Source organism: Roseicella sp. DB1501 (assembly GCF_013112485.1).
Lineage (GTDB): Bacteria > Pseudomonadota > Alphaproteobacteria > Acetobacterales > Acetobacteraceae > Paracraurococcus.
Genome location: NZ_JABFHG010000005.1, coordinates 94,967 through 115,126 on the forward strand (window position 1 = coordinate 94,967; position 20,160 = coordinate 115,126).

15 protein-coding genes are annotated in these 20,160 nt (G+C 72.4%); 6 read left to right on the forward strand and 9 right to left on the reverse strand.

What is annotated here, in order from left to right:
• The first annotated feature begins 39 nt into the window (after nt 1-39).
• From HJG45_RS11385 to HJG45_RS11410, 6 genes are all read left to right on the forward strand, one after another.
• Nucleotides 40-1,059, forward strand: coding sequence for an extracellular solute-binding protein (locus tag HJG45_RS11385; RefSeq protein ID WP_171612247.1), 1,020 nt, complete (start codon nt 40-42; stop codon nt 1,057-1,059).
• Between the two features lie 54 nt (nt 1,060-1,113).
• Nucleotides 1,114-2,724: an iron ABC transporter permease gene (locus HJG45_RS11390; protein ID WP_171612248.1), complete on the forward strand. Its 1,611-nt coding sequence runs from the start codon at nt 1,114-1,116 to the stop codon at nt 2,722-2,724.
• Nucleotides 2,725-2,800: 76 nt separating this feature from the next.
• On the forward strand, nt 2,801-3,661 hold the full coding sequence (locus tag HJG45_RS11395; protein WP_171612249.1) for a xanthine dehydrogenase family protein subunit M: 861 nt from the start codon (nt 2,801-2,803) through the stop codon (nt 3,659-3,661).
• Nucleotides 3,658-6,360 carry a molybdopterin cofactor-binding domain-containing protein gene (locus HJG45_RS11400; RefSeq protein WP_171612250.1) on the forward strand — a complete coding sequence of 901 codons (2,703 nt, stop codon included), beginning with the start codon at nt 3,658-3,660 and terminating at the stop codon, nt 6,358-6,360. The genes HJG45_RS11395 and HJG45_RS11400 overlap by 4 nt, the downstream gene beginning before the upstream one ends.
• A complete protein-coding gene (locus tag HJG45_RS11405; RefSeq protein ID WP_171612251.1) occupies nt 6,357-7,856 on the forward strand; it encodes a 6-hydroxynicotinate reductase in 1,500 nt (499 codons plus the stop codon). The genes HJG45_RS11400 and HJG45_RS11405 overlap by 4 nt, the downstream gene beginning before the upstream one ends.
• Nucleotides 7,841-8,695, forward strand: coding sequence for a UPF0280 family protein (locus HJG45_RS11410; RefSeq protein WP_171612252.1), 855 nt, complete (start codon nt 7,841-7,843; stop codon nt 8,693-8,695). The genes HJG45_RS11405 and HJG45_RS11410 overlap by 16 nt, the downstream gene beginning before the upstream one ends.
• Here the strand turns inward: HJG45_RS11410 and HJG45_RS11415 are convergent.
• From HJG45_RS11415 to HJG45_RS11455, 9 genes are all read right to left on the reverse strand, one after another.
• A complete protein-coding gene (locus HJG45_RS11415; RefSeq protein WP_171612253.1) occupies nt 8,692-9,393 on the reverse strand; it encodes an ABC transporter ATP-binding protein in 702 nt (233 codons plus the stop codon). The genes HJG45_RS11410 and HJG45_RS11415 overlap by 4 nt on opposite strands.
• Nucleotides 9,393-10,151: an ABC transporter ATP-binding protein gene (locus HJG45_RS11420; RefSeq protein WP_171612254.1), complete on the reverse strand. Its 759-nt coding sequence runs from the start codon at nt 10,149-10,151 to the stop codon at nt 9,393-9,395. The genes HJG45_RS11415 and HJG45_RS11420 overlap by 1 nt, the downstream gene beginning before the upstream one ends.
• Nucleotides 10,138-11,982 (reverse strand): ABC transporter permease, encoded by a 1,845-nt coding sequence (locus HJG45_RS11425; RefSeq protein ID WP_171612255.1) that lies wholly within the window; start codon nt 11,980-11,982, stop codon nt 10,138-10,140. Before HJG45_RS11425 ends, HJG45_RS11420 begins: the two co-directional genes overlap by 14 nt.
• A gap of 10 nt (nt 11,983-11,992) precedes the next feature.
• Entirely contained in the window at nt 11,993-13,207 is a 1,215-nt protein-coding gene (locus tag HJG45_RS11430; RefSeq protein ID WP_171612256.1) for an ABC transporter substrate-binding protein, read from the reverse strand.
• Nucleotides 13,208-13,286: 79 nt separating this feature from the next.
• Nucleotides 13,287-13,913, reverse strand: a complete 627-nt coding sequence (locus HJG45_RS11435; RefSeq protein ID WP_171612257.1) for a peroxiredoxin — start codon at nt 13,911-13,913, stop codon at nt 13,287-13,289.
• Nucleotides 13,914-14,012: 99 nt separating this feature from the next.
• Nucleotides 14,013-15,158, reverse strand: coding sequence for an acyl-CoA dehydrogenase family protein (locus HJG45_RS11440; RefSeq protein WP_171612258.1), 1,146 nt, complete (start codon nt 15,156-15,158; stop codon nt 14,013-14,015).
• Between the two features lie 5 nt (nt 15,159-15,163).
• A complete protein-coding gene (locus HJG45_RS11445) occupies nt 15,164-16,366 on the reverse strand; it encodes an acyl-CoA dehydrogenase family protein (protein ID WP_171612259.1) in 1,203 nt (400 codons plus the stop codon).
• A 25-nt stretch (nt 16,367-16,391) separates the two neighbouring features.
• Nucleotides 16,392-18,056 carry an AMP-binding protein gene (locus HJG45_RS11450; protein WP_171612260.1) on the reverse strand — a complete coding sequence of 555 codons (1,665 nt, stop codon included), beginning with the start codon at nt 18,054-18,056 and terminating at the stop codon, nt 16,392-16,394.
• Nucleotides 18,056-20,143: a 3-hydroxyacyl-CoA dehydrogenase NAD-binding domain-containing protein gene (locus tag HJG45_RS11455; RefSeq protein ID WP_171612261.1), complete on the reverse strand. Its 2,088-nt coding sequence runs from the start codon at nt 20,141-20,143 to the stop codon at nt 18,056-18,058. Before HJG45_RS11455 ends, HJG45_RS11450 begins: the two co-directional genes overlap by 1 nt.
• Nucleotides 20,144-20,160 lie beyond the last annotated feature (17 nt).

Consider the following 20,160-nt stretch of genomic DNA (forward strand, 5'->3'; position numbering starts at 1 on the left):
GTTACGAACCGTCCATCTGAACGGGAGAAGCAAGGTCGCATGCCCAAGCAAGCTGGCGCCGCCATCGCGGCCCTTCTCCTGCTGCTCGGCGCCGCAGCCGCGCGCGCCGCCGAGGTCAATCTCTACACGACCCGCGAGCCGGCGCTGATCCGGCCCTTGCTCGACCGCTTCACGCAGCAGACCGGCGTCACGGTGAACACCGTCTTCGTCCAGGGCGGCCTGGCCGAGCGCATCGCGGCCGAGGGAATCCGCTCCGCCGCCGATATCGCCATGGTCGTCGATATCGGCAACCTGATGGAGCTGGTGGACCGGGACCTCGCCCAGCCCGTGCAGTCGGCCGCGCTCGAGGCCGCGATCCCGCCGGCCCTGCGAGGGGCCGATGGCCGCTGGTTCGCCCTCTCCCTCCGGGCCCGCGCCATCTATGCCTCGCGCGAGCGCGTCGCCGAGCCCGATGCCGCCCGCCTCACCTACGAGGCGCTGGCCGAGCCGCGCTTCCGCGGCCGCGTCTGCATCCGCTCCGGCCAGCATCCCTACAACACCGCCCTGTTCTCCACCCTGCTCGTGCAGCATGGCGAGTCCTGGTTGCGGGACTACCTGACCCGGCTGAAGGCGAACCTCGCCCGCCGCGCCGCCGGCGGCGACCGCGAGGTGGCGCGCGACATCATGGCCGGGCTCTGCGATGTCGGCCTGGCCAACACCTATTATGTCGGCCTCATGCTGTCGGGCCGCGGCGGCGAGGAGCAGCGCCGCTGGGGCGAGGCGGTGCGCGTCGTCCTGCCGGCGCAGGGCACGGCGGTGAACGTCTCCGGCGCCGTCCTGGCGCGCCATGCCCCGAACCGCGCGGAGGCGGTCAGGCTGCTGGAATTCCTCGCCTCCGAGGAGGCGCAATCCCTCTATGCGAAGCTGAATTTCGAGATGCCGGTGCGGCTCGACGCGCCGCTCGACCCGATCGTCGCGAGCTTCGGCCAGATGCGGATCGGCGCCGTGCCGCTGCCCGAGATCGCCGCCCAGCGCAGCCGCGCCAGCCGCATCGTCGACGAGGTCGGCTTCGACCGCTGACTGCCCAAGGCGCGTGATGCCAGGGCGCGTGATGCCAGGGCGCGTGATGCGGCGATGTGGCTGCGGCTGATCGCCGGCGCCGCGGTGGCGCTCGTGATGCTGCCGGTCCTGGCGCTCGCCGGCGCCGCGGCGGCCGGTTCGGACGGGTTGTGGCCGCATCTGCTGCGCCATGTCCTGCCGGCGGCGCTGCGCGAGACCGTGCTGCTGCTGGCAGGCGTCGGCCTGGTGGTGGTGGCGGTCGGCACCGGCACGGCCTGGCTGGTCACCTGCTACCGCTTTCCCGGCCACCGTCTGCTGGCCGGCGCCCTGGTGCTGCCCATGGCGCTACCCGGCTATGTCGCCGCCTATGCCTGGCTGGATGTGCTGCATCCGGCCGGCCCGGTGCAGATGGCGCTGCGGCGGAGCATGGGGCTGACGGACCCGCGCGCGATCCCCCTGCCGGAGATCCGCTCCCTCGGCGGCTGCGTGCTGGTGCTGGGGATGGTGCTCTTCCCCTATGTCTATCTCGCCGCCCACGCCGCCTTCCGCAGCCAGGGCCCCGGCCTGCTGCGCGCCGGCCGCGCCGCCGGGGCAACGGGCTGGCTGCTGTTCCGCCGCATCGGCCTGCCAATGGCGCGCCCGGCCATCGCCGCCGGCGCGGCGCTGGCGCTGCTGGAGACCCTGAACGATGTCGGCGCCGCCGATATCCTCGGCGTGCGCAGCCTGACGGTCGCGGTCTACGTCACCTGGATCACCCGCTCCTCGCTGCCGGGCGCGGCGCAGGTCGCCCTGGCGCTGCTGCTGCTGGTGGCGGCCGTGATGACGCTGGAGCGCTGGGGGCGCCGGCAGGCGCCCGGCGGCGCCGACCAGTCGGTCCCGCTCGAGCCGCGCCCCCTCGCCGGCGCCGCCGGGCTGCTCGCCATGCTGGCCTGCGCGCTGCCGGTGCTGCTCGGCTTCCTCCTGCCCGTCGCCTATCTCGCCTGGGCGGCTGGCCAGCGCGTCGCCGGCTTCGGGCTGCCGCCGGACCTCGCCCGCTGGCTCGCCCATAGCGGGATGTTCAGCGGCCTGGCGACACTGCTGGCCCTGCTGCTGGCGCTGCCCCTGGCCTTTGGCGCGCGGCGCGAGCTGCGGCCCGATGCCCGAGTCGGAGCCAGGGCCGGTATCGGGGCGCTGCTGCTGCGGGCGGGCATGCTCGGCTATGCCCTGCCGGGCGGCGTGGCGGCGGTCGGCCTGACCATCGCCTTCGGCCGGCTGGACGATCTCGCCGCGGCCTGGGCGCCGATGGCGCTGTCCGGCAGCATGGCCGCCGTGGTCGCGGCCTACGTCATCCGCTTCCTCGCCATCCCGGCCGGCGGGCTGGATGCCGGCTATGCCCGCCTCCGCAGGGAGATGGACTGGTCCGCCCGCTCCATGGGGGCGTCGGAGACGCAGCTGCTGCGGCGCGTCCACCTGCCGCTGCTGACGCCGGCCCTCTCGGCCGCCGCGCTGCTGACCTTCCTCGACGCCATGAAGGAACTGCCGGCGACCCTGCTGCTGCGGCCCCTGAACCGCGAGACCCTGGCGACCGCGCTCTATGCCGAGGCCGCGCGGGGCACCTATGAGGAAGGCGCCGTCGCCGCCCTCGCTTTGGTCGCGGTCGGCCTCGTCTCGGTCGCCCTGTTCATGGCCCGCCGGCCCGGCGGGTAGCGGCCGCACCCTCCTTTTGCTTGCGCCCACGGCGGCGCCGGGTTGGGATTGGCCCGATCAGGCCATCCGGAGGGGCATGCCCGCCTATCATCGACCGACCTGCCTGCGGGAGGCGCTCGACCTGCTGGCGGCGGCGCCCGCGATGCAGCCGCTCGCGGGCGGCACCGACATCTACCCCGCCCGCGCCGCCGCCGAGGCCTGGCTGCAGCCGCGGGACCAGCCGCTGCTCGATCTCTCGGCGCTCCCCGACATGGCCGGCATCGCCGAGCACCCCGACCACCACCGCATCGGCGCCGGCACGCGCTGGGCGGCGATCCGCGATGCCGGATTGCCGCCCTGGTTCGACGGGCTGCGCGGGGCGGCGGCGCGGATCGGCGGCCGGCAGGTGCAGAGCCGGGCGACGCTCGGCGGCAATCTCTGCAACGCCTCGCCCGCCGCCGATGGCGCGCCGCCCCTGCTGGCCCTGGATGCCGCGCTGGAGCTGGCGCATCGGGAGGGCCGGCGGCGCCTGCCGCTGCGGGACTTCCTCCTGGGCAACCGCCGGACCGCCCTCGCCCCCGGCGAGATCGTCACGGCGGTGATCGTGCCGAAGCCGCGCCACGCCGCCACGGCCCGCTTCGACAAGCTCGGCAGCCGCGCCTTCCTGGTGATCTCCCTGGTCTCGGTGGCCGTGACGATCGAGGCCGAGGTCGGCCGCATCGCCCGCGCCCGCATCGCCATCGGTGCCTGCTCGGCGGTGCCGCAGCGCCTGCCGGGGCTGGAAGCGGCGCTCGCCGGCCAGCCCCTGGCCATGGCCGCCGCGGTGCCGGAGCCGGCGCATCTGGCCCCCCTCGCTCCGATCGACGATGTCCGGGCAAGCGCCGACTATCGCCGCCATGCCGCGCTGGTGCTGCTGCGGCGCGCCCTCGCCCCGCCGATGGCGAGCGCGGCGACATGACCAGCCCGGCCCTGCTGCTGCTGGTCAATGGCGAGACCCGCCGCGTCCTGGCGCCCGGCCAGACCCGGCTCAGCACCATCCTGCGCGACGAGCTCGGCCTGACCGGGACCAAGATTGGCTGCGATGCCGGAGATTGCGGCGCCTGCACGGTGCGAATCGATGGCGCCCAGGCCTGCGCCTGCCTCGTGCCGGTGGCGCAGGCGGCGGGCCATGCCGTCGCCACGGTCGAGGGGCTGGCCGCGTCGCCCATGGGCGACGCGCTGCAACGTGCCTTCCTGCATCACGGCGCGGCGCAATGCGGCATCTGCACGCCCGGGATGCTGATGGCGGCGAGCGAGCTGCTCGCGGGCGAGGCCCGGCCGGACGAGGCGGCGGTGGCGGCGGCGCTCGGCGGCGTGCTCTGCCGCTGCACCGGCTACCGCAAGATCGTCGAGGCGGTCCGCGACGCGCATCGCTTCCTCGCCGGCGGGCCGGCACCGGTCGCGCCCGCGGCCGGCTGCGCCGTGGGCGAACGCCTGGCGCGCGCCGACGGCCTCGCCAAGGTCGGCGGCACGGACCGCTTCGGCGCCGATGCGGCGCCCGACGGCGCCCTCTGGCTGCGGGCGGTGCGCAGCCCCCATCCCCGCGCCCGCTTCGCCTTCGGCGACTGGGCGCCGCTGCTGGCGCGCCATCCCGGCCTGGTGCGGGTGCTGACCGCCGCCGACGTGCCGGGCCGCAACGGCTTCGGCATCTATCCCGACATCAAGGACCAGCCGGTCTTCGCCCCGGGCGAGGTGCGCTATCGCGGCGACTGCCTCTGCGCCCTGGTCGGCGACCGCGCCGCGCTGGAGGCGATTCGGACCGAGGAGCTGCCCATCGCCTGGACGCCGCTCGCCCCGGTCACGCTTGACGACGCACTCGGCGGCGAGCCGGTGCAGGCGCGCTGGCCCGACAACGTGCTGACCACCGGCCGCGTGGTCTCAGGCGATGCCGAGGCGGCGCTGCGGGCGAGCCGGCACAGCGCCGCGATCGAGATCGAGACCGGCTTCGTCGAGCATGCCTATATCGAGCCCGAGGCGGGCTGGGCGCAGCGGGTGGGCGACCGGATCGAGGTCTTCGCCTGCACCCAGGCCCCCTATATGGATCTGGAGGAAGTGGCCGGCGTGCTCGGCCTGCCACAGGCGGCGGTGCGCATCATCCCCTCGGCCTGCGGCGGCGGCTTCGGCGGCAAGCTCGACGTCTCCATCCAGCCCATGCTCGCCATCGCCGCCTGGCTGCTGCGCCGTCCGGTGCGGGCCGTGCTGCCGCGCGGCGAGAGCATGGCGAGCAGCACCAAGCGGCATCCGGCGCGCATCGCGGCGCGGGCGGGCTGCGACGCCGCCGGGCGCCTCACCGGCTTCGCCTTCGAGGGGCGCTACGAGACCGGCGCCTATGCGAGCTGGGGCCCGACCGTCGCCGGCCGGGTGCCGGTGCATGCCATGGGCCCCTACCGCGTGCCGGCGGTCGCCGCCCGGGCGCGCGCCATCTTCACCAACAACCCGCCGGCCGGCGCCTTCCGCGGCTTCGGCGTGCCGCAGGCGGCCATCGCCCAGGAGGCGCTCTGGGACCGGCTGGCCGATGCGGCGGGACTCGACCGGCTGGAATTCCGCGCTTTGAACGCGCTGCGGGCGGGCGACGTGACGGCGACCGGGCAGCGGCTCGCGCATTCCGTCGGGCTGATGGCGTGCCTCGACGCGCTGCGGCCGCGCTGGCGTGCGCTGCGCGCCACGGCGGCGGCGGCCAACGCCCTGGCCGATGCGGGGGGCGGCCGGCAGCGCCACGGCGTCGGCATCGGCTGCATGTGGTACGGCATCGGCAATACCGGCATGTCGAACCCCTCGACCATGCGCATCACCCTCGGGCCGGAGGGGCTCGTCTTCCACAACGGCGCCGTCGATATCGGCCAGGGCAGCACCACGGCGCTGCTGCAGATCGCCGCCGACGCGCTGGGCCTGCCCACGGATGCCTTCCGCCTCGTGCTCGGCGATACCGACCTCACCGAGGATGCCGGCAAGACCAGCGCCTCCCGCCAGACCTTCGTCAGCGGCCGTGCCGCCGCCGAGGCCGGCCGAGCGCTGCGCGAGGCCATCCTGCTGCGGGCCAATGCCGGGCCGGAGGCGCGACTGGCCTTGCGGGACGGCGCACTGCTGGTCGATGGGCGGCCCGTCGGGCTGGAGTCCACGCTCGAGGGCATCGGCCGCTTCGACCCGCCGACCCGGCCGCTCGATGCCGATGGTCAGGGCATTCCCTATGCGACCTATGGCTTCGCGGCGCAGCTCGCCGCCCTCTCGGTGGATCTCGATCTCGGCACCGTGCATCTGCAACGCATCGTCGCGGCGCATGATGTCGGCCGGGCGATCAACCCGACCCTGGTCGAGGGGCAGATCCATGGCGGCATCGCCCAGGGCATCGGCCTCGCCCTGATGGAGGAATACCTGCCCGGCCACACCGAGAACCTGCACGACTACCTGATCCCGACCATCGGCGACGTGCCGGAGATCGAGTGCCTGCTGATCGAGGCGCCGGAGCCGCTCGGCCCCTATGGCGCCAAGGGCATCGGCGAGCCGGCGCTGGTGGCGACCGCGCCGGCGATCCTCTCGGCGATCCGCGACGCGACGGGGGCGACCCTGACCCGCATCCCCGCCCTGCCCCACCGTATCCTGGAGGCGCTCCGCCGATGAGCCAGGACCGCACCGCCCTGTTCGGCGCGCGCGAGGGCAATGAGGGCATCGTCCGCTGCGATGCCTGCCCGGTGCTCTGCCGCATCCGCCCCGGCCGGGCCGGCGCCTGCAGCCGCTACGCCAACCGGGATGGCGCGCTGGTCCGCACCGACCCGCTGGTGCTGATGACCCGGACCCGCGAGGCGGGCGGCGAGACCGTGCCCTTCCTCGACGCCGCCGAGGACTGGGATGGCGGCATCGCGCCGGCGCCCGGGACCTTTGTCAGCTCGACCTTCGTCACCGCCATCGGCGCCGGCACCACCTATCCGGATTACAAGCCGGCGCCCTTCATCGTCGCCTCGGCGCATGCGGGCGTCGACACCGTCACCGTGGTGACCGAGGGAATCTTCAGCTATTGCGGGTTGAAGGTGAAGATCGACACCGACCGGCATCTCGGCCCGGAGACGGCGGCGGTGCGGGTCGATGGCGAGCCGATCGGCCATGTCACCACGGCCGAATATGGCAGCCAGATGCTCAGCCTCGGCGGCGTCCGCCACCTGACCGGCGGCAGCAAGAAGGAGGGCACCGTCACCTGCGCCGCCATGCTCGCCCTCTGCGGCAAGCAGCCGGTCGAGGTCAGCATCGATGGCGGCGCCCGGCTGGTGCTGCAGGCGGGCCAGGCGCCGATCGTGAACGGCGTGCCGGAGCGGCGCATGCGCGTCGGCTGCGGCAGCGCCGCCATCGGCATCTTCGCCCAGCAATGGCACGGCCATGTCGATGAGGTGATCGTGGTGGACGACCACATCACCGGCCTGCTGTCCGAGCACCAGGCCGGCAAATGCCTCGGCATCCCGCCGAGCGGCATCCGCCTGCGCGGCCGCCGCTCGACGCCGGGCCGCTACTTCCAGGTGGCGCATCCCGGCACCGGCTGGGGCGGCACCGACATCACTGACCCGCTCGCCGTCATCGAGCGGATCGACCCGAAACAGGCCTGGCCCGGGCTGCGGCTGCTGCTGACCAGCACCACCGGCGAGGATCATCTCTATGTCGAGCTCGACGAGACGCTGCGACCGGTGCCGGCGCGGACGCCGCCCGCGGTGCTGCAGACGGTCGAGCGCATCGGCGAGAATTGCGAGCAGGCCCTCACCTCCATCCTCTTCATGGCCGGCGCCGGCGGCAGCCTGCGCGCCGGGGTGACGGAGAATCCGGTGCGGCTGACGCGCGAGGTGCAGAACAGCCTGGTACGGGTGACGATCGGCGGCGCACCCTGCACGCTCTGGCCCGGCGGCGGCATCACCATCATGGCGGACGTCCTGCGGGTGCCGGACGGCGCCTTCGGCGCGGTTCCGACGCCCGCCCTGGTGGCGCCGATCGAGTTCACCCTGCGCGCCGATCTCTATGCCCGGCTCGGCGGCCATGTTGGGCATGCGATCCCGCTGGAGCGGCTGCTCGCCGAGCATGGCGAGGCGGCGCGGCACGAGGCCTGGATGGCGCGGAACCCATGGCCGGCGCCGTGATCGCCGCGCTGCCGGACGGGCGGCTGCACCTGCAGGAGGGGCCGATCGACCTGGTGATCGGGCTCGACGGCACGCGCGCCGCCATGGCGGAGGCGGCGCGCCGGGCCGCGGCGACCTTCGAGGGACTGCTCGCCGGGCTGGCCGCGGAGCTGCCGCTGCTGCGCCAGCCGGTCGGGGTCGATCCGCCGCCGCTGCGGGGCCCGGTGGCGCAGCGCATGGCGGCGGCGGTCTGGCCCTTCCGCCGCGGCTTCGTCACGCCCATGGCCGCGGTCGCCGGCGCCGTGGCGGACGAGGTGTGCGAGGCCATCGCCGGCACGCCCGGCCTGCTCAGCGCGCATGTCAACAATGGCGGCGACATCGCGCTCTTCCTCGCGCCCGGCCAGGCGCTCCGGGTCGGCCTGGTACGCAGCCTGCGGGAGACGGCGCCGGAGGGGCTGGTGCGGCTGACCGCCGCCGATCCGGTGCGCGGCGTCGCCACCTCCGGCTGGCCGGGCCGCAGCTTCTCCCTCGGCATCGCCGATGCCGTCACCGTGCTGGCCGCGACCGCGGCGGCGGCCGATGCGGCGGCCACGATCATCGGCAATGCGGTCGATGCCGAGCATCCGGCGATCCGGCGGGCGCCGGCGGAGTCGCTCGATCCGGACAGCGATCTCGGCGGGCGTCTCGTCACCACGGATGTCGGGCCGCTGCCGGCGACGGCGATCGCCGCGGCGCTCGATGCCGGCGAGGCGGTGGCGGAGGGGCTGCTGCAACGCGGCCTGATCCAGGCGGCCCTGCTCTCGCTGCAGGAGGGGCTGCGGGTGGTTGGCGATCCGGCGCTGCTGCCGGGCTGCGGCTAAACCGAGAGATACTGCTCCCGCACCGCCGCATCCTGCATCAGCGCCGCCATGCCGCCCTCCCAGCGGATGCGGCCCTTCTCGATGATGGTCGCGCGGTCGCCGACGGCGCGGGCGAAATGCAGGTTCTGCTCGGAGAGCAGGATCGACAGCCCCTCGGCCTTGAGAGCCAGGATCGCCTCGGCCATGCGCTCCACCACCACCGGGGCCAGCCCCTCGCTCGGCTCGTCGAGCAGGACCAGGCGCGGATTTCCCATCAGGGTGCGGGCGATGGTCAGCATCTGCTGCTCGCCGCCGCTCATGCGGCCGCCCGGTCGGCCGCGCATGGCGCCGAGGCTCGGGAAGAGCGCGAAGAGCCGCTCCGGCGTCCAGGCCCGCAGGCCGGGCGGCGCCGGGCGGCGGCCGACCTCGAGATTCTCCATCACCGTCAGCTCGGAGAAGATGCGCCGCTCCTCCGGCACGTAGCCGAGGCCGAGCCGGGCGATCTCGAAGGGCGCGCGGCCGGCGATCTCCTGCCCGCGGAAGCGCACCCGCCCGGCGCACGGCGGCACCAGCCCCATGATCGCCTTCATGGTGGTGCTCTTGCCCGCGCCGTTGCGGCCGAGCAGCACCACTACTTCGCCGGCGCCGACCGTGAGGCCGACATCCTCCAGGATCCGGGCGCGCCCGTACTGCGCCGCGAGGCCGGAGACCTGCAGCATCAATGCCCGCCCTGCGTCGCGCCGGAGCCGAGATAGACCTCGCGCACGCGCGGATCGGCCCGCACCGCGGCCGGCGGCCCCTCGGCGATCGGCGCGCCGCGGTCGAGCACCAGGATGCGGTCGGCATGCACGAAGACGACATCCATGTCGTGCTCGGTGAAGAGCACGGCGATCCGCCGCTCGCGGGCGATGCCGGCGGTCAGCGCCATCAGCGCGACGCGTTCCTGCGGCGCCATGCCGGCGGTCGGCTCGTCCATCAGCAGCAGGGCGGGATCGTTGGCCAGGGCGATGGCGAGTTCCACCCGCTTCAGGTCGCCATAGGCGAGGATGCCGCAGGGCCGCCCAGCCTGCGCCGCGATGCCGAGCCGCTCGAGCAGCGCCAGGGCCGGCGCCCGGTCCATGGCGGCGACCGGCCGCCAGAGCTGACCGAGCCGGCGGTGATGCGACAGCAGCGCCATCTGCACGTTCTCGAGCACCGTCATCGAGCCGAAGGTGGCGGTGACCTGGAAAGTGCGGCCGACGCCGAGGCGCCAGACCTTGCGCGGCGTCAGGCCGGTGATGTCCTGCCCGCGCAGACGGACGCGGCCGGCATCGGGGCGGAGCTGGCCGTTCAGCATGTTGAAGCAGGTGGACTTGCCGGCCCCGTTGGGCCCGATCAGCGCCAGCATCTCGCCTGGCGCGACGGCGAAGGAGACGTCCCGCACCGCCTGGACGCCGCCGAAGCTCTTGCGCAGCCCCTCGGCCTCAAGCGTCGCCATGCCGCCCCTCCCAGCGCGCCCGGGCGGCGCCCGCCAGCCCCTGCGGGAAGAACAGCACCAGCAGGACGATGGTGGTGCCGAGGAGCAGCCGCCAGACATCGGTCAGGCGCATGAGCTGCTCCTGCAGCCCGGTATAGGCGATGGCGCCGAGGATCGGCCCGCTGAGCGTCTGCACGCCACCGAGCAGCACCATGAGCAGCGCATCGACGCTGCGCGAGATGCCGAGGAAGGTCGGGAACACGCTGCCCTTGGCATAGGCGAAGAGGCCGCCGGCGAGCCCGGCCATGGTGGCGGCGAGGGCGAAGGCCCGCCAGCGTATGGCGAAGGCGTCGATGCCGATCGTCTCCGCCCTGAGGGCGCTGTCGCGCTGCGCCCGCACCGCATAGCCGAAGGGCGCGCGGATCACCCGCCGCAGGAACAGCGTGGCCAGCAGGCAGAGGGCGAGGGTCAGGTAGTAGTAGACCAGCCGCGGCGCCGCCCAGCGATCCGGCCAGACGCCGAGGATGCCGTTGTCGCCGCCCGTCAGCTCGACCCATTGGAAGGCCACGGACCAGGCGATCTGGGCGAAGGCGAGCGTCAGCATGGCGGCATAGACGCCGGAGAGCCGGACGCAGAACCAGCCGAAGAGCAGGCCGCCGAGCCCCGCCGCGACGGGCGCCAAAGCGAGGCCGATCGCCATCGGCGCCAGCAGCCATTTGGCGGCGAGCGCCGCGCCATAGGCGCCGAGGCCGAAATAGGCGGCATGGCCGAAGCTCGCCATGCCGCCCGGCCCCATGATGAGGTGCAGGCTGGCGGCGAAGAGCACCAGGATGGCGATCTCGGTCAGCACCGAGAGGGCGTAGTCCCCGGCGAAGGGCGGCAGCGCGATGGCGGCGAGCAGCGCCGCGAGGCCGAGCCATATCAGGGGCCGCGGCGTCGGGCCGATGACCGGTTCGGCCGCCTGTCCGGCCGCGGCCGGCGCCTGCGGCCGGCCGAGCAGCCCGTGCGGCCGCAGGATGAGCACCACGGCCATCACCAGGAAGACCAGCACCAGGGTGATCTTCGGCAGGATGAGGATGCCGAGGGCGTGCAGCTCGCCGATCAGCAGGGCGGCGAGCGCCGCGCCCGTCAGGCTGCCCAGCCCGCCCACCACCACCACGACGAAGGCCTCGGCGATGATGGTGAGGTCCATGCCGAGATTGACGCTCTCCCGAGGCAGTTGCAGCGCGCCGCCGAGCCCGGCGAGGCAGGAGCCGAGGAAGAAGACGGTGGTGAAGAGCATGCGCTGGTTGACGCCGAGCGCGCCGACCATCTCGCGGTCCTGCGTCGCGGCCCGCACCAGCGTGCCCCAGCGGGTGCGGTGAAACAGCAGGTGCAGCAGGAAGAGGACCACCGGCCCCACCGCGATCAGGAACAGCTCGTAATCCGGGAAGCGCAGGCCGAGGATCATCGTGCCGCCGCGCAGCCCTGGCGCCCGCGGCCCGAGCAGGTCCTGCGGCCCCCAGAGGAGCAGCGCGAGGTCCTGGACGATGAGCACGACGCCGAAGGTCGCCAGCAACTGGAACAGCTCCGGCGCCCGGTAGATGCGGCGGAGCAGCAGCATCTCGACCGCGGCGCCCATCAGCCCGACGCAGAGCGCCGCCGCCAGGATGCCGCCCCAGAAGCCGAGATGGCCGCGCGGCAGGCTGGTGACGAGGCTCCAGGCGAGATAGGCGCCGAGCATGTAGAAGGAGCCATGCGCGAAGTTGACGATGCGGCTGACGCCGAAGATGACCGTCAGCCCGCTCGCCACCAGGAAGAGCGACGAGGCGCTGGCCAGGCCGCTGAGCGCCTGGAGGGCCAGGGTCTCCAAGGCGCCGGGATCAGCTCTGCGGCCGGAGCGTGCGGACCGTCTCGTCCGGCGGCAGGAAGTCCTTGCCGTCGGCATAGTGCCAGTCGGCCATGGTGCCCCTGCCGTTCTTCAGCACGGTGCGGCCGACGAAGGCGCCCATGGTCGATTGGTGGTCGATGGCCCGGAACTCCACCGGCCCGAAGACGGAGCCGAAGCGCAGGCCGGCCATGGCATCCACCATTGCCTCGGATTCCACCGCTGGCGCCTTGCGCAGCATGGCGGCGATCGCCATGACCGTGTCGTGCCCGACGACGCTGCCGAGGCGCGGATGGTCGTTCCAGCGCTTCCGGTAGGCGTCGCGGAAGGCGGCATGCTCCGGCGTGTTCACCTGGTCCCAGGGATAGCCGGTGACGATCCAGTTCTCCGGCGCCTCGTCCTGCAGCGGGTCGAGATACTCCGGTTCGCCGGTCAGCAGCGAAACGACGCGCCGCCCCTCGAACAGCCCGCGGGTCAGGCCCTGGCGGACGAAATTGGTGAGATCGGCGCCGAAGGTGACGTTGAAGATCGCCTCCGGATTCGCCGCGGCGAGCGCCTGCACGGTCGCGCCGGCATCGATGCGGCCGAGCGCCGGGAACTGCTCGGCGACGAAGGCGACCTCCGGCCGGGCGCGCGTCAGCAGCTCCTTGAACCAGCGCACCGCCGACTGGCCGTATTCGTAATTCGGCGCGACGCAAGCCCAGCGCTTCGCCGGCAGCTTCGCCGCCTGCTCCACCAGCATGGCGGACTGCATGTAGGTGCTGGCGCGCAGCCGGAAGGTGTAGCGGTTGCCCCGCGACCAGACGAGCGCATCCGTCAGCGGCTCGGAGGCCAGGTAGAGCATGCGGTTTTGGTTGGCATAGTCCGAGATGGCGAGGCCGACATTCGACAGGAAGCCGCCGGCGAGCAGCGCGACCTTCTCGGCATTCGCCAGCTCGCCCGCCAGGCGCACCGCATCCTCCGGCTTGCCGCCATCGTCGCGATGCACCGTCTCCAGCCGTCGGCCGTTGATGCCGCCGGCGGCGTTCACCTGCTCCAGCGCCAGGGTCCAGCCGTTGCGGTAGGGCAGCAGGAAGGCCGGCTGCGCGGTGTAGCTGTTGATCTCGCCGATCCGGATCGGGCCGGCCTGGGCCCGGCCGAGCGCCGGCGCCCCCAATGCCATGCCGGCACCTGCCAGGATCTGGCGGCGCCCGAACCACCGAACCGTCATATCGCCCCCGGTCGCGTCACATGCTGCGATGCGGGCATGCAACCGCAACGCCCCCGGCGGCGCAAGACCCTGGGGGCCGTTACTTCACCTCAACGTAACGCAAATAGGGCTTCTTCGCCTCCCAACCCTGGGGGAACAGCGCCTTCGCCTGCTCGTCCGGGATGGAGGGCGGGATGATGCCGCGCTCGCCCGGCCGCCAGTTCACCGGCGTCGCCACCTTGGCGCGGTCAGTGAGCTGCAGGCTGTCGATGACCCGCAGGATCTCGTCGAAATTCCGCCCGGTGCTCGGCGGATAGACCATGAAGAGCCGCACCTTCTTCTGCGGATCGATGACGAAGACAGTGCGCACGGTGATGCTGGGATCGGCCTGCGGATGCACCATGCCGTAGAGGTTCGAGACCGTCCTCTCCGGGTCCGCGATCATCGGGAAATTCACCGCATGGCCCTGGGTCTCGGCGATATCCGCCTCCCAGCCGGCATGGCTCTCGACCGGATCGACCGAGAGGCCGATGACCTTGACGCCGCGCCGGTCGAATTCCGGCTTCAGCCGCGCCGTCTCGCCAAGCTCGGTCGTGCAGACCGGCGTGTAGTCCTTCGGGTGGCTGAACAATACGCCCCAGGCGCCGCCGAGCCAGTCATGGAAGCGGATGCGGCCCTGGGTGGTGTCGGCCTCGAAATCGGGTGCGGTCTGGCCGAGTTGGATCATGGATCGGGTTTTCCCTCCTGCCTGGGCGGCCGCCGGCCGCTCCCCGCGTCACCTTGGAAGGCCAGCCGGCCATCGCAAGGTGCCGCGGGGCCGGCGGGATCACGCGGCGGCGACCAGCCCGCCGGTGTCGGAGAGGAAGCGGACCCAGTAATCCGCATCGCCGAAGGTGCCGTCATTCACTGTCAGCCGCTTGAAGTAATGCCCCACGGCATACTCCATCGTCATGGCGATGCCGCCATGCAACTGGATCGACTGCTGCCCGACGAAGCGCGCCGAGCGGCCGATCTGCACCTTGACCGAGGCCATGTTCTTGCGCCGCTCGGCCGGGTCCCGCTCCTCCACGCCCATGGCGGCGAAGTAGGACATGCTGCGCGCCTGCTCGAGCTGAACGAGCATGTCGGCGGCGCGGTGCTGCAGCGCCTGGAAGCTGCCGATCGGGCGGTCGAACTGCTTGCGGGTCTTCATGTAGTCGATCGTCATGTCATGCGCGACCTGCATGCAGCCGACCGCCTCCGCGGCCAGCGCCACAATGGTCTCGTCCACCACCTGATCGACCAGCGGCAGCCCGTCCTCGGGGTTGCCGAGCACCGCCTCGGCCTGGGCGTTGGAGAGTTCCACTTCGGCGGCGCGCTGCCCGTCCACGGTGCGATAGGCGCGGCGGGTAACACCTGGCCCCGCGGCATCGACGAGGAAGACGCCGATACCCCGGCGGTCGCGCTGGCCGCCCGCGGTGCGGGCGGTGACGATCAGCTTCCCGGCGCTGTCGCCATGGACGACCATGCCCTTGCGGCCGTTCAGCACCCAGGACGAGCCGTCCCGCTTCGCCGTCGTCGCCACGTCGTTCAGGTCGTAGCGGGACTGCCGCTCGGTATGCGCGAAGGCGAGGCGCAGCTCGCCGCCGGCGATCTGCGGCACCAGCGTGCCGCGCAGCTCGGCCGTCGCGCCGTGGCGGAGGAAGCCGCCGCCGGTGACGACGGTCGGGATCCAGGGCTCGAGCGCGATCGCCTTGCCGAGCTGCTCGGCCACGAGCATCGTCTCGACATGGCTGCCGCCGAAGCCGCCCTCATCCTCGGCGAAGGGCAGGCCGAGCAGGCCGAGCTCGGCATACTGCGCCCAGATCTCCTTGCTCCAGCCCTCCGGCGACGCCATGAAGGCCTTGCGCTGCTCGAAGCCGTACCGGTCGGTCAGCAGCCGGGCCACGCTGTCCTGGAGGAGGCGCTGCTCCTCGGTCAGATCGAAATCCATGTGCGTCAGAGTCCCAGGAAGGCCTTGGCCATGATGTTGCGCTGGATCTCGTTGGATCCGCCGTAGATCGACTGCTTGCGCCAGTTGAAGTAGACGCCCGCGAGGCCGAAGGCCCAGTCCGGCGCCACGTCGATGTCGTTGCTGCCCTCCGCCTCCGGATCGCCATCGACCCAGGCATAGGGGCCGGCCGCCTTCATCAGCAGCTCGGAGCACATCTGCTGGATCTCGGTGCCCTTGATCTTCAGCACGGAGGTCGCAGGATCGGGCTTCTTGTCCTTGCGCTTGGACTCGGAAGCGATGACGCGCATCACCGTCATCTCCAGCGCCTTCAGCTCGACCTCGATCTCCGTCACCTTCCGCGCGAAATCCGGGTCCTCCATCAGGGGCCGGCCGCCATCGAGGCTCTCGGTTGAGGCAATGGTCTTCAGGCGGCGGATGCGCTCGCGGCTGGCACCGACGCGGGCCTGGCCGAAGCGCTCATTCCCGAGCAGGAACTTGGCGCAGTCCCAGCCCTTGTTCTCCTCGCCGACCAGGTTCTCCACCGGCACCTTCACGTCGTCGAGGAAGACCTCGTTTACCTCATGTCCACCCTCGATGGTGATGATGGGGCGGACGGTGATGCCCGGCGTCTTCATGTCGCAGAGCAGGAAGGAGATGCCCTCCTGCTTCTTCGCCGCCGGGTCGGTGCGGACCAGCAGGAAGATCCAGTCGGCATGCTGGGCCAGCGTCGTCCAGGTCTTCTGGCCGTTGACGACGTAATGGTCCCCCTGCCGCACCGCGCGGGTCTTCAGCCCGGCGAGGTCGGAGCCGGCGCCGGGCTCGGAAAAGCCCTGGCACCACCAGTCATCCAGGTTGGCCATGCGCGGCAGGAAGCGACGCTTCTGCTCCTCGGTGCCGAACTCGGCGATGACCGGGCCGCACATATTGGTGTTGAAGGCGAGCGGCTGCGGCGCCGGCGCCTGCTGCAGCTCCTCGCGGAAGATGTAGCGCTGGCCGAGGGTCCAGTCCGGCCCGCCCCATTCGCGCGGCCATTCCGGCGTCGCCCAGCCCTTGGCGTTCAGCTTGCGCTGCCAGTCCACCACCATCTGCTTGGTCGGCGACTTGCCGGCGAGCATCCGCTCGCGCGTCTCCTGCGGCAACTCCTTTGCGATGAACTCCCGGACTTCCTTCCGGAAGGCCTGCTCGGCCTCGCTGAAGCGCAACTCCATGGCTCTCTCCCCGTGACTCTGTCTCTCAACCGGCGGCGCCGCGGCGCCGCTCCTCCTCGATCAGCTCAAGCTTCGCCAGCTTGCCGACCGGCGTGCGCGGCAGCGTCTCCCGGATTTCGAGCGCCGCGGGCAGTTCGTGCCGGCCGAGCCGGTCGGCCAGGAAGAGCCGGAGCCCCTCCAGCGTGAAGGGCACGGCGCCGGGCCGCAGCGTGACGAAGGCCTTGGCCGCTTGCCCGCGATAGGCATCGGCGATCCCGATCACGGCGCATTCGGCCACGTCCGGATGGGCGTGGATCGCTTCCTCGATCAGCCGCGGATAGACGTTGAAGCCGCCGCAGAGGATCATCTCCTTCTTCCGGTCCGTCAGGACGAAGACGCCGTCGCGCTCCATATGCCCGATATCGCCGGTGAGGAAGAAGCCGTCACGGAAGGCCTGGGCCGTCGCCTCGGGCTGCCGCCAGTAGCCGGCGAAGAGGTTGGGGCCTCGGATCGCGATCTCGCCCGTCTCGCCCGGCGGCAGCACCCGCCCCGGATCGTCGAGGGCCACGATGCGCATCTCGATCCCCGGCAGCGGCACGCCGACCGTGCCGGGGCGGGGCGGCGCGCCCTCCCAGTTCGGCTGGCTCGTGCCGGCCGGCGCCGTCTCGGTCATGCCCCAGCCGGCGCCGATGCGCTTGCCGGTGATGCGCTCGAACCGCGCCGCCACCTCCGCCGGCAGGGCGGCGCCGCCCGAGGCCGCGCCCTTCAGCGAGGAAAGGTCGGCCCGGTCGATCCGCGGATGGTTGGCGAGCGCGATCCACATGGTCGGCACGCCGCACATGTCGCTCGCCCGCCGCTCCTCGATGTCGCGCAGCACGGCATCGGCGTCGAAGCGGGCATGCAGCAGCATCTCGTCGCCGCGGCGCAGCGAGGTCAGCAGATCGACGGTGAAGGCGTAGATGTGAAACAGCGGCAGCACGCAGATGACGCGCCGCTGCCGCCGCTCCGCCTCCGGCCCGCGGCCGCCATTCCAGAGCCCGTATTGCGCGCAGGCGGCGGTCAGGTTGCCATGGGTCAGCATGGCGCCCTTGGGCAGGCCGGTGGTGCCGCCGGTATATTGCAGCAGCATGACGTCGCCGGGCGCGACGGCTGGCAGTGATGCCGGCTCGGGCGCGCGCAGCCAGTCCTCGAGCCGCAGCGCCCCGGGCGGCACCGGCGCCGAGGCCGGCCCCTCGCCCCAACGGGCGTCGTCGCCGACCGCCAGCGCCTCCACCAGCCCCTCGGCCTGCAGCAGGCCGGCGAGCCGCAACAGCCCCTCCTGCGCCAGCGTCACCAGCAGCCGCGCGCCGCTGTCCTGCAGCTTGTGGCGGATGGTGCGCGGCGCATCGAGGGGCGAGAGCTGCGTCACCCGGAGCCCGGCGAGCGCCGCGCCGAAGACCACCGCCGGATGGAAGGCGGTGTTGCCGAGCAGCAGCGCGATGCCGTTGCGCGCCGCGGGCAGCGCGAGCAGCGCTCCGGCGACGCGCCGCGCCATCGCCTGCAACTCCGCATAGGTGATCGCGGCGTCGCGGTAGCGCAGCGCGACGCGCGGCCCGTGCTCGGCCGCGCTCCGCGCCAGCAATTGCCCGAGCGTCCCGGTCTCGATGGGGGCGCCCCAATCGAGGCCGGGCGGATAGGCCGCCTCCCAGGGGAAGGGGCGCCCTTGCGTCATCAGCCCTTCGCGGCGCCCTTCAGCGTGGCAAAGCTGCCGCCCTCCTTCGCCAGCCGCTCGATCAGCGCCGCCGGCTTCAGGTTCGGGTCGTTGGTGGTCTCGGCATAATGCGCCAGCTTGTCGCGCACCGCCTTCAGCCCGAGCCGATCGGCGAAGAACATCGGTCCGCCGCGAAAGGCCGGCCAGCCGAAGCCGTTGACGAAGATGACGTCGATGTCGATGGGGCGATAGGCGATCCCCTCCTCCAGGATGCGGGCGCCCTCGTTGACCATCGGCAGCAGCACCCGCTCGAGGATCTCGCCATCCTCGATCTTGCGGCGCCGCACCTGCATCTTCTCGGCCAGGTCGAGGATGATCCGCTCGACCTCCTTCGAAGGGATGCGCTTGCGGTTCTCGTCGTAGTCGTAATAGCCCTTGCCGGTCTTCTGGCCGAGCCGCCCGGCCGCGACCACCGCATCGGCCACGGGTGCGACCGTGCCGCGCGCCTTGCGCACCGCCGCGCCGATATCCAGCCCGGCCAGGTCGCCGGTGGCGAGCGGGCCCATGGCCATGCCATAGCCCTCCATCACCCGGTCGATATCCTGCGGCAGGCAGCCTTCCAGCAGCAGCTTCTCGATCTGCGGGCCGCGCTTGCCGGTCATGCGGTTGCCGACGAAGCCGTCGCAATTGCCGACCAGCACCGGCAGCTTGCCGATCCGCTTGCCGACCTCGGTGGCCGTGGCGATGGTCGCCGGGCTGGAGGCCTTGCCCTTCACGTTCTCCAGCAGCCGCATGACATTGGCCGGGCTGAAGAAATGCATCCCGATGACAAGCTCTGGCCGCTTCGTCGCCGAGGCGATCTCGTCGATGTCGAGGGTCGAGGTGTTGGAGGCGAGCACCACGCCCGGCCGCGCCGCCTTGTCGAGCCGGGCGAAGACCTCCTTCTTCACCGCCATGTTCTCGAACACCGCCTCGATGACGAGATCGGCCTCGCCGACCGCCTTCTCGAACTCGGTGGTGCCGGAGAGCAGGGCGCGGCGCTTCTCGTACTCGGCCTGGGAAAGGCGGCCGGACTTCACGGTACGCTCCCAATTCGCCTCGCAGCGCTTGAGGCCCTTCTGCAGCGCCTCCTCCGAGGTCTCGACGATCGTCACCGGCAGGCCGAAATTCGCCGCCGACATGGCGATGCCGCCGCCCATGGTACCGCCGCCGATGACGACGAGCCGGTTCACCGGCAGGGGCTTCGCCTCCGCCGGCAGGTCGGGGATGCGCTGCGCCTCGCGCTCGCCGAAGAAGATGTGCCGCAGCGCCTGGCTCTGCTCGCCCTGCACCAGGCGGGTGAACTGCTCGCGCTCGACGTTCAGCCCGTCCTCGAAGGGCATGGTGAAGGCGGCGCGCACCGCCGCGACGCAGCCGAGCGGGCTCTCCTGGCCACGGCTGCGGGCGGTGAGCTTCTTGGCGGCCTCGTCGAATTGCGCGGCGTCATAGCCGGCGATCCTGTCCGTCCGGTTGCGGGCCAGGGTGAAGGACGTCCCGGCATTCTCCCGCGCCCAGGCGATGGCGGCGTGCTCCAGCTCGCCGCTCAGCACGGCATCGACGAAGCCGAGCCGCTCGGCCTCCTCCGGTGTCACCGGCTCGCCGGAGACGATGAGGCGCAGCGCTTCCATCCCGATCAGCCGCGGCAGGCGCTGCGTGCCGCCCGCGCCCGGAACGAAGCCGCGCTTCACCTCCGGCAGGCCGAGCTGCGCCCCTGGCGCGGCGACGCGCGCATGGCAGGCCAGCGCCAGCTCCAGCCCGCCGCCCAGCGCATTGCCGTGGATGGCGGCGATCACCGGCACCTTCGACTGCTCGATGGCGTCGAACACCTCCGGCAGGGAGGGCGGCTTCCGCGGCTTGCCGAACTCCGTCATCTCGGCGCCGGCCGAGAAATTGCGGTTCGACCCCATCAGCACGATGGCCCGCGCGCCCTCGCGCGTCGCCGCCTGGATGCCGTCCAGCAGGCCGGCGCGGACCTCGGTCCGCAGCGTGTTCACCGGCGGATTGGCGATGCGGAGGACATGGATGTCGCCGTCCCGCGCATGCTCGACGAATTGCGGCTCTCCGGCCATGGCTCCCCTCCGTAAGT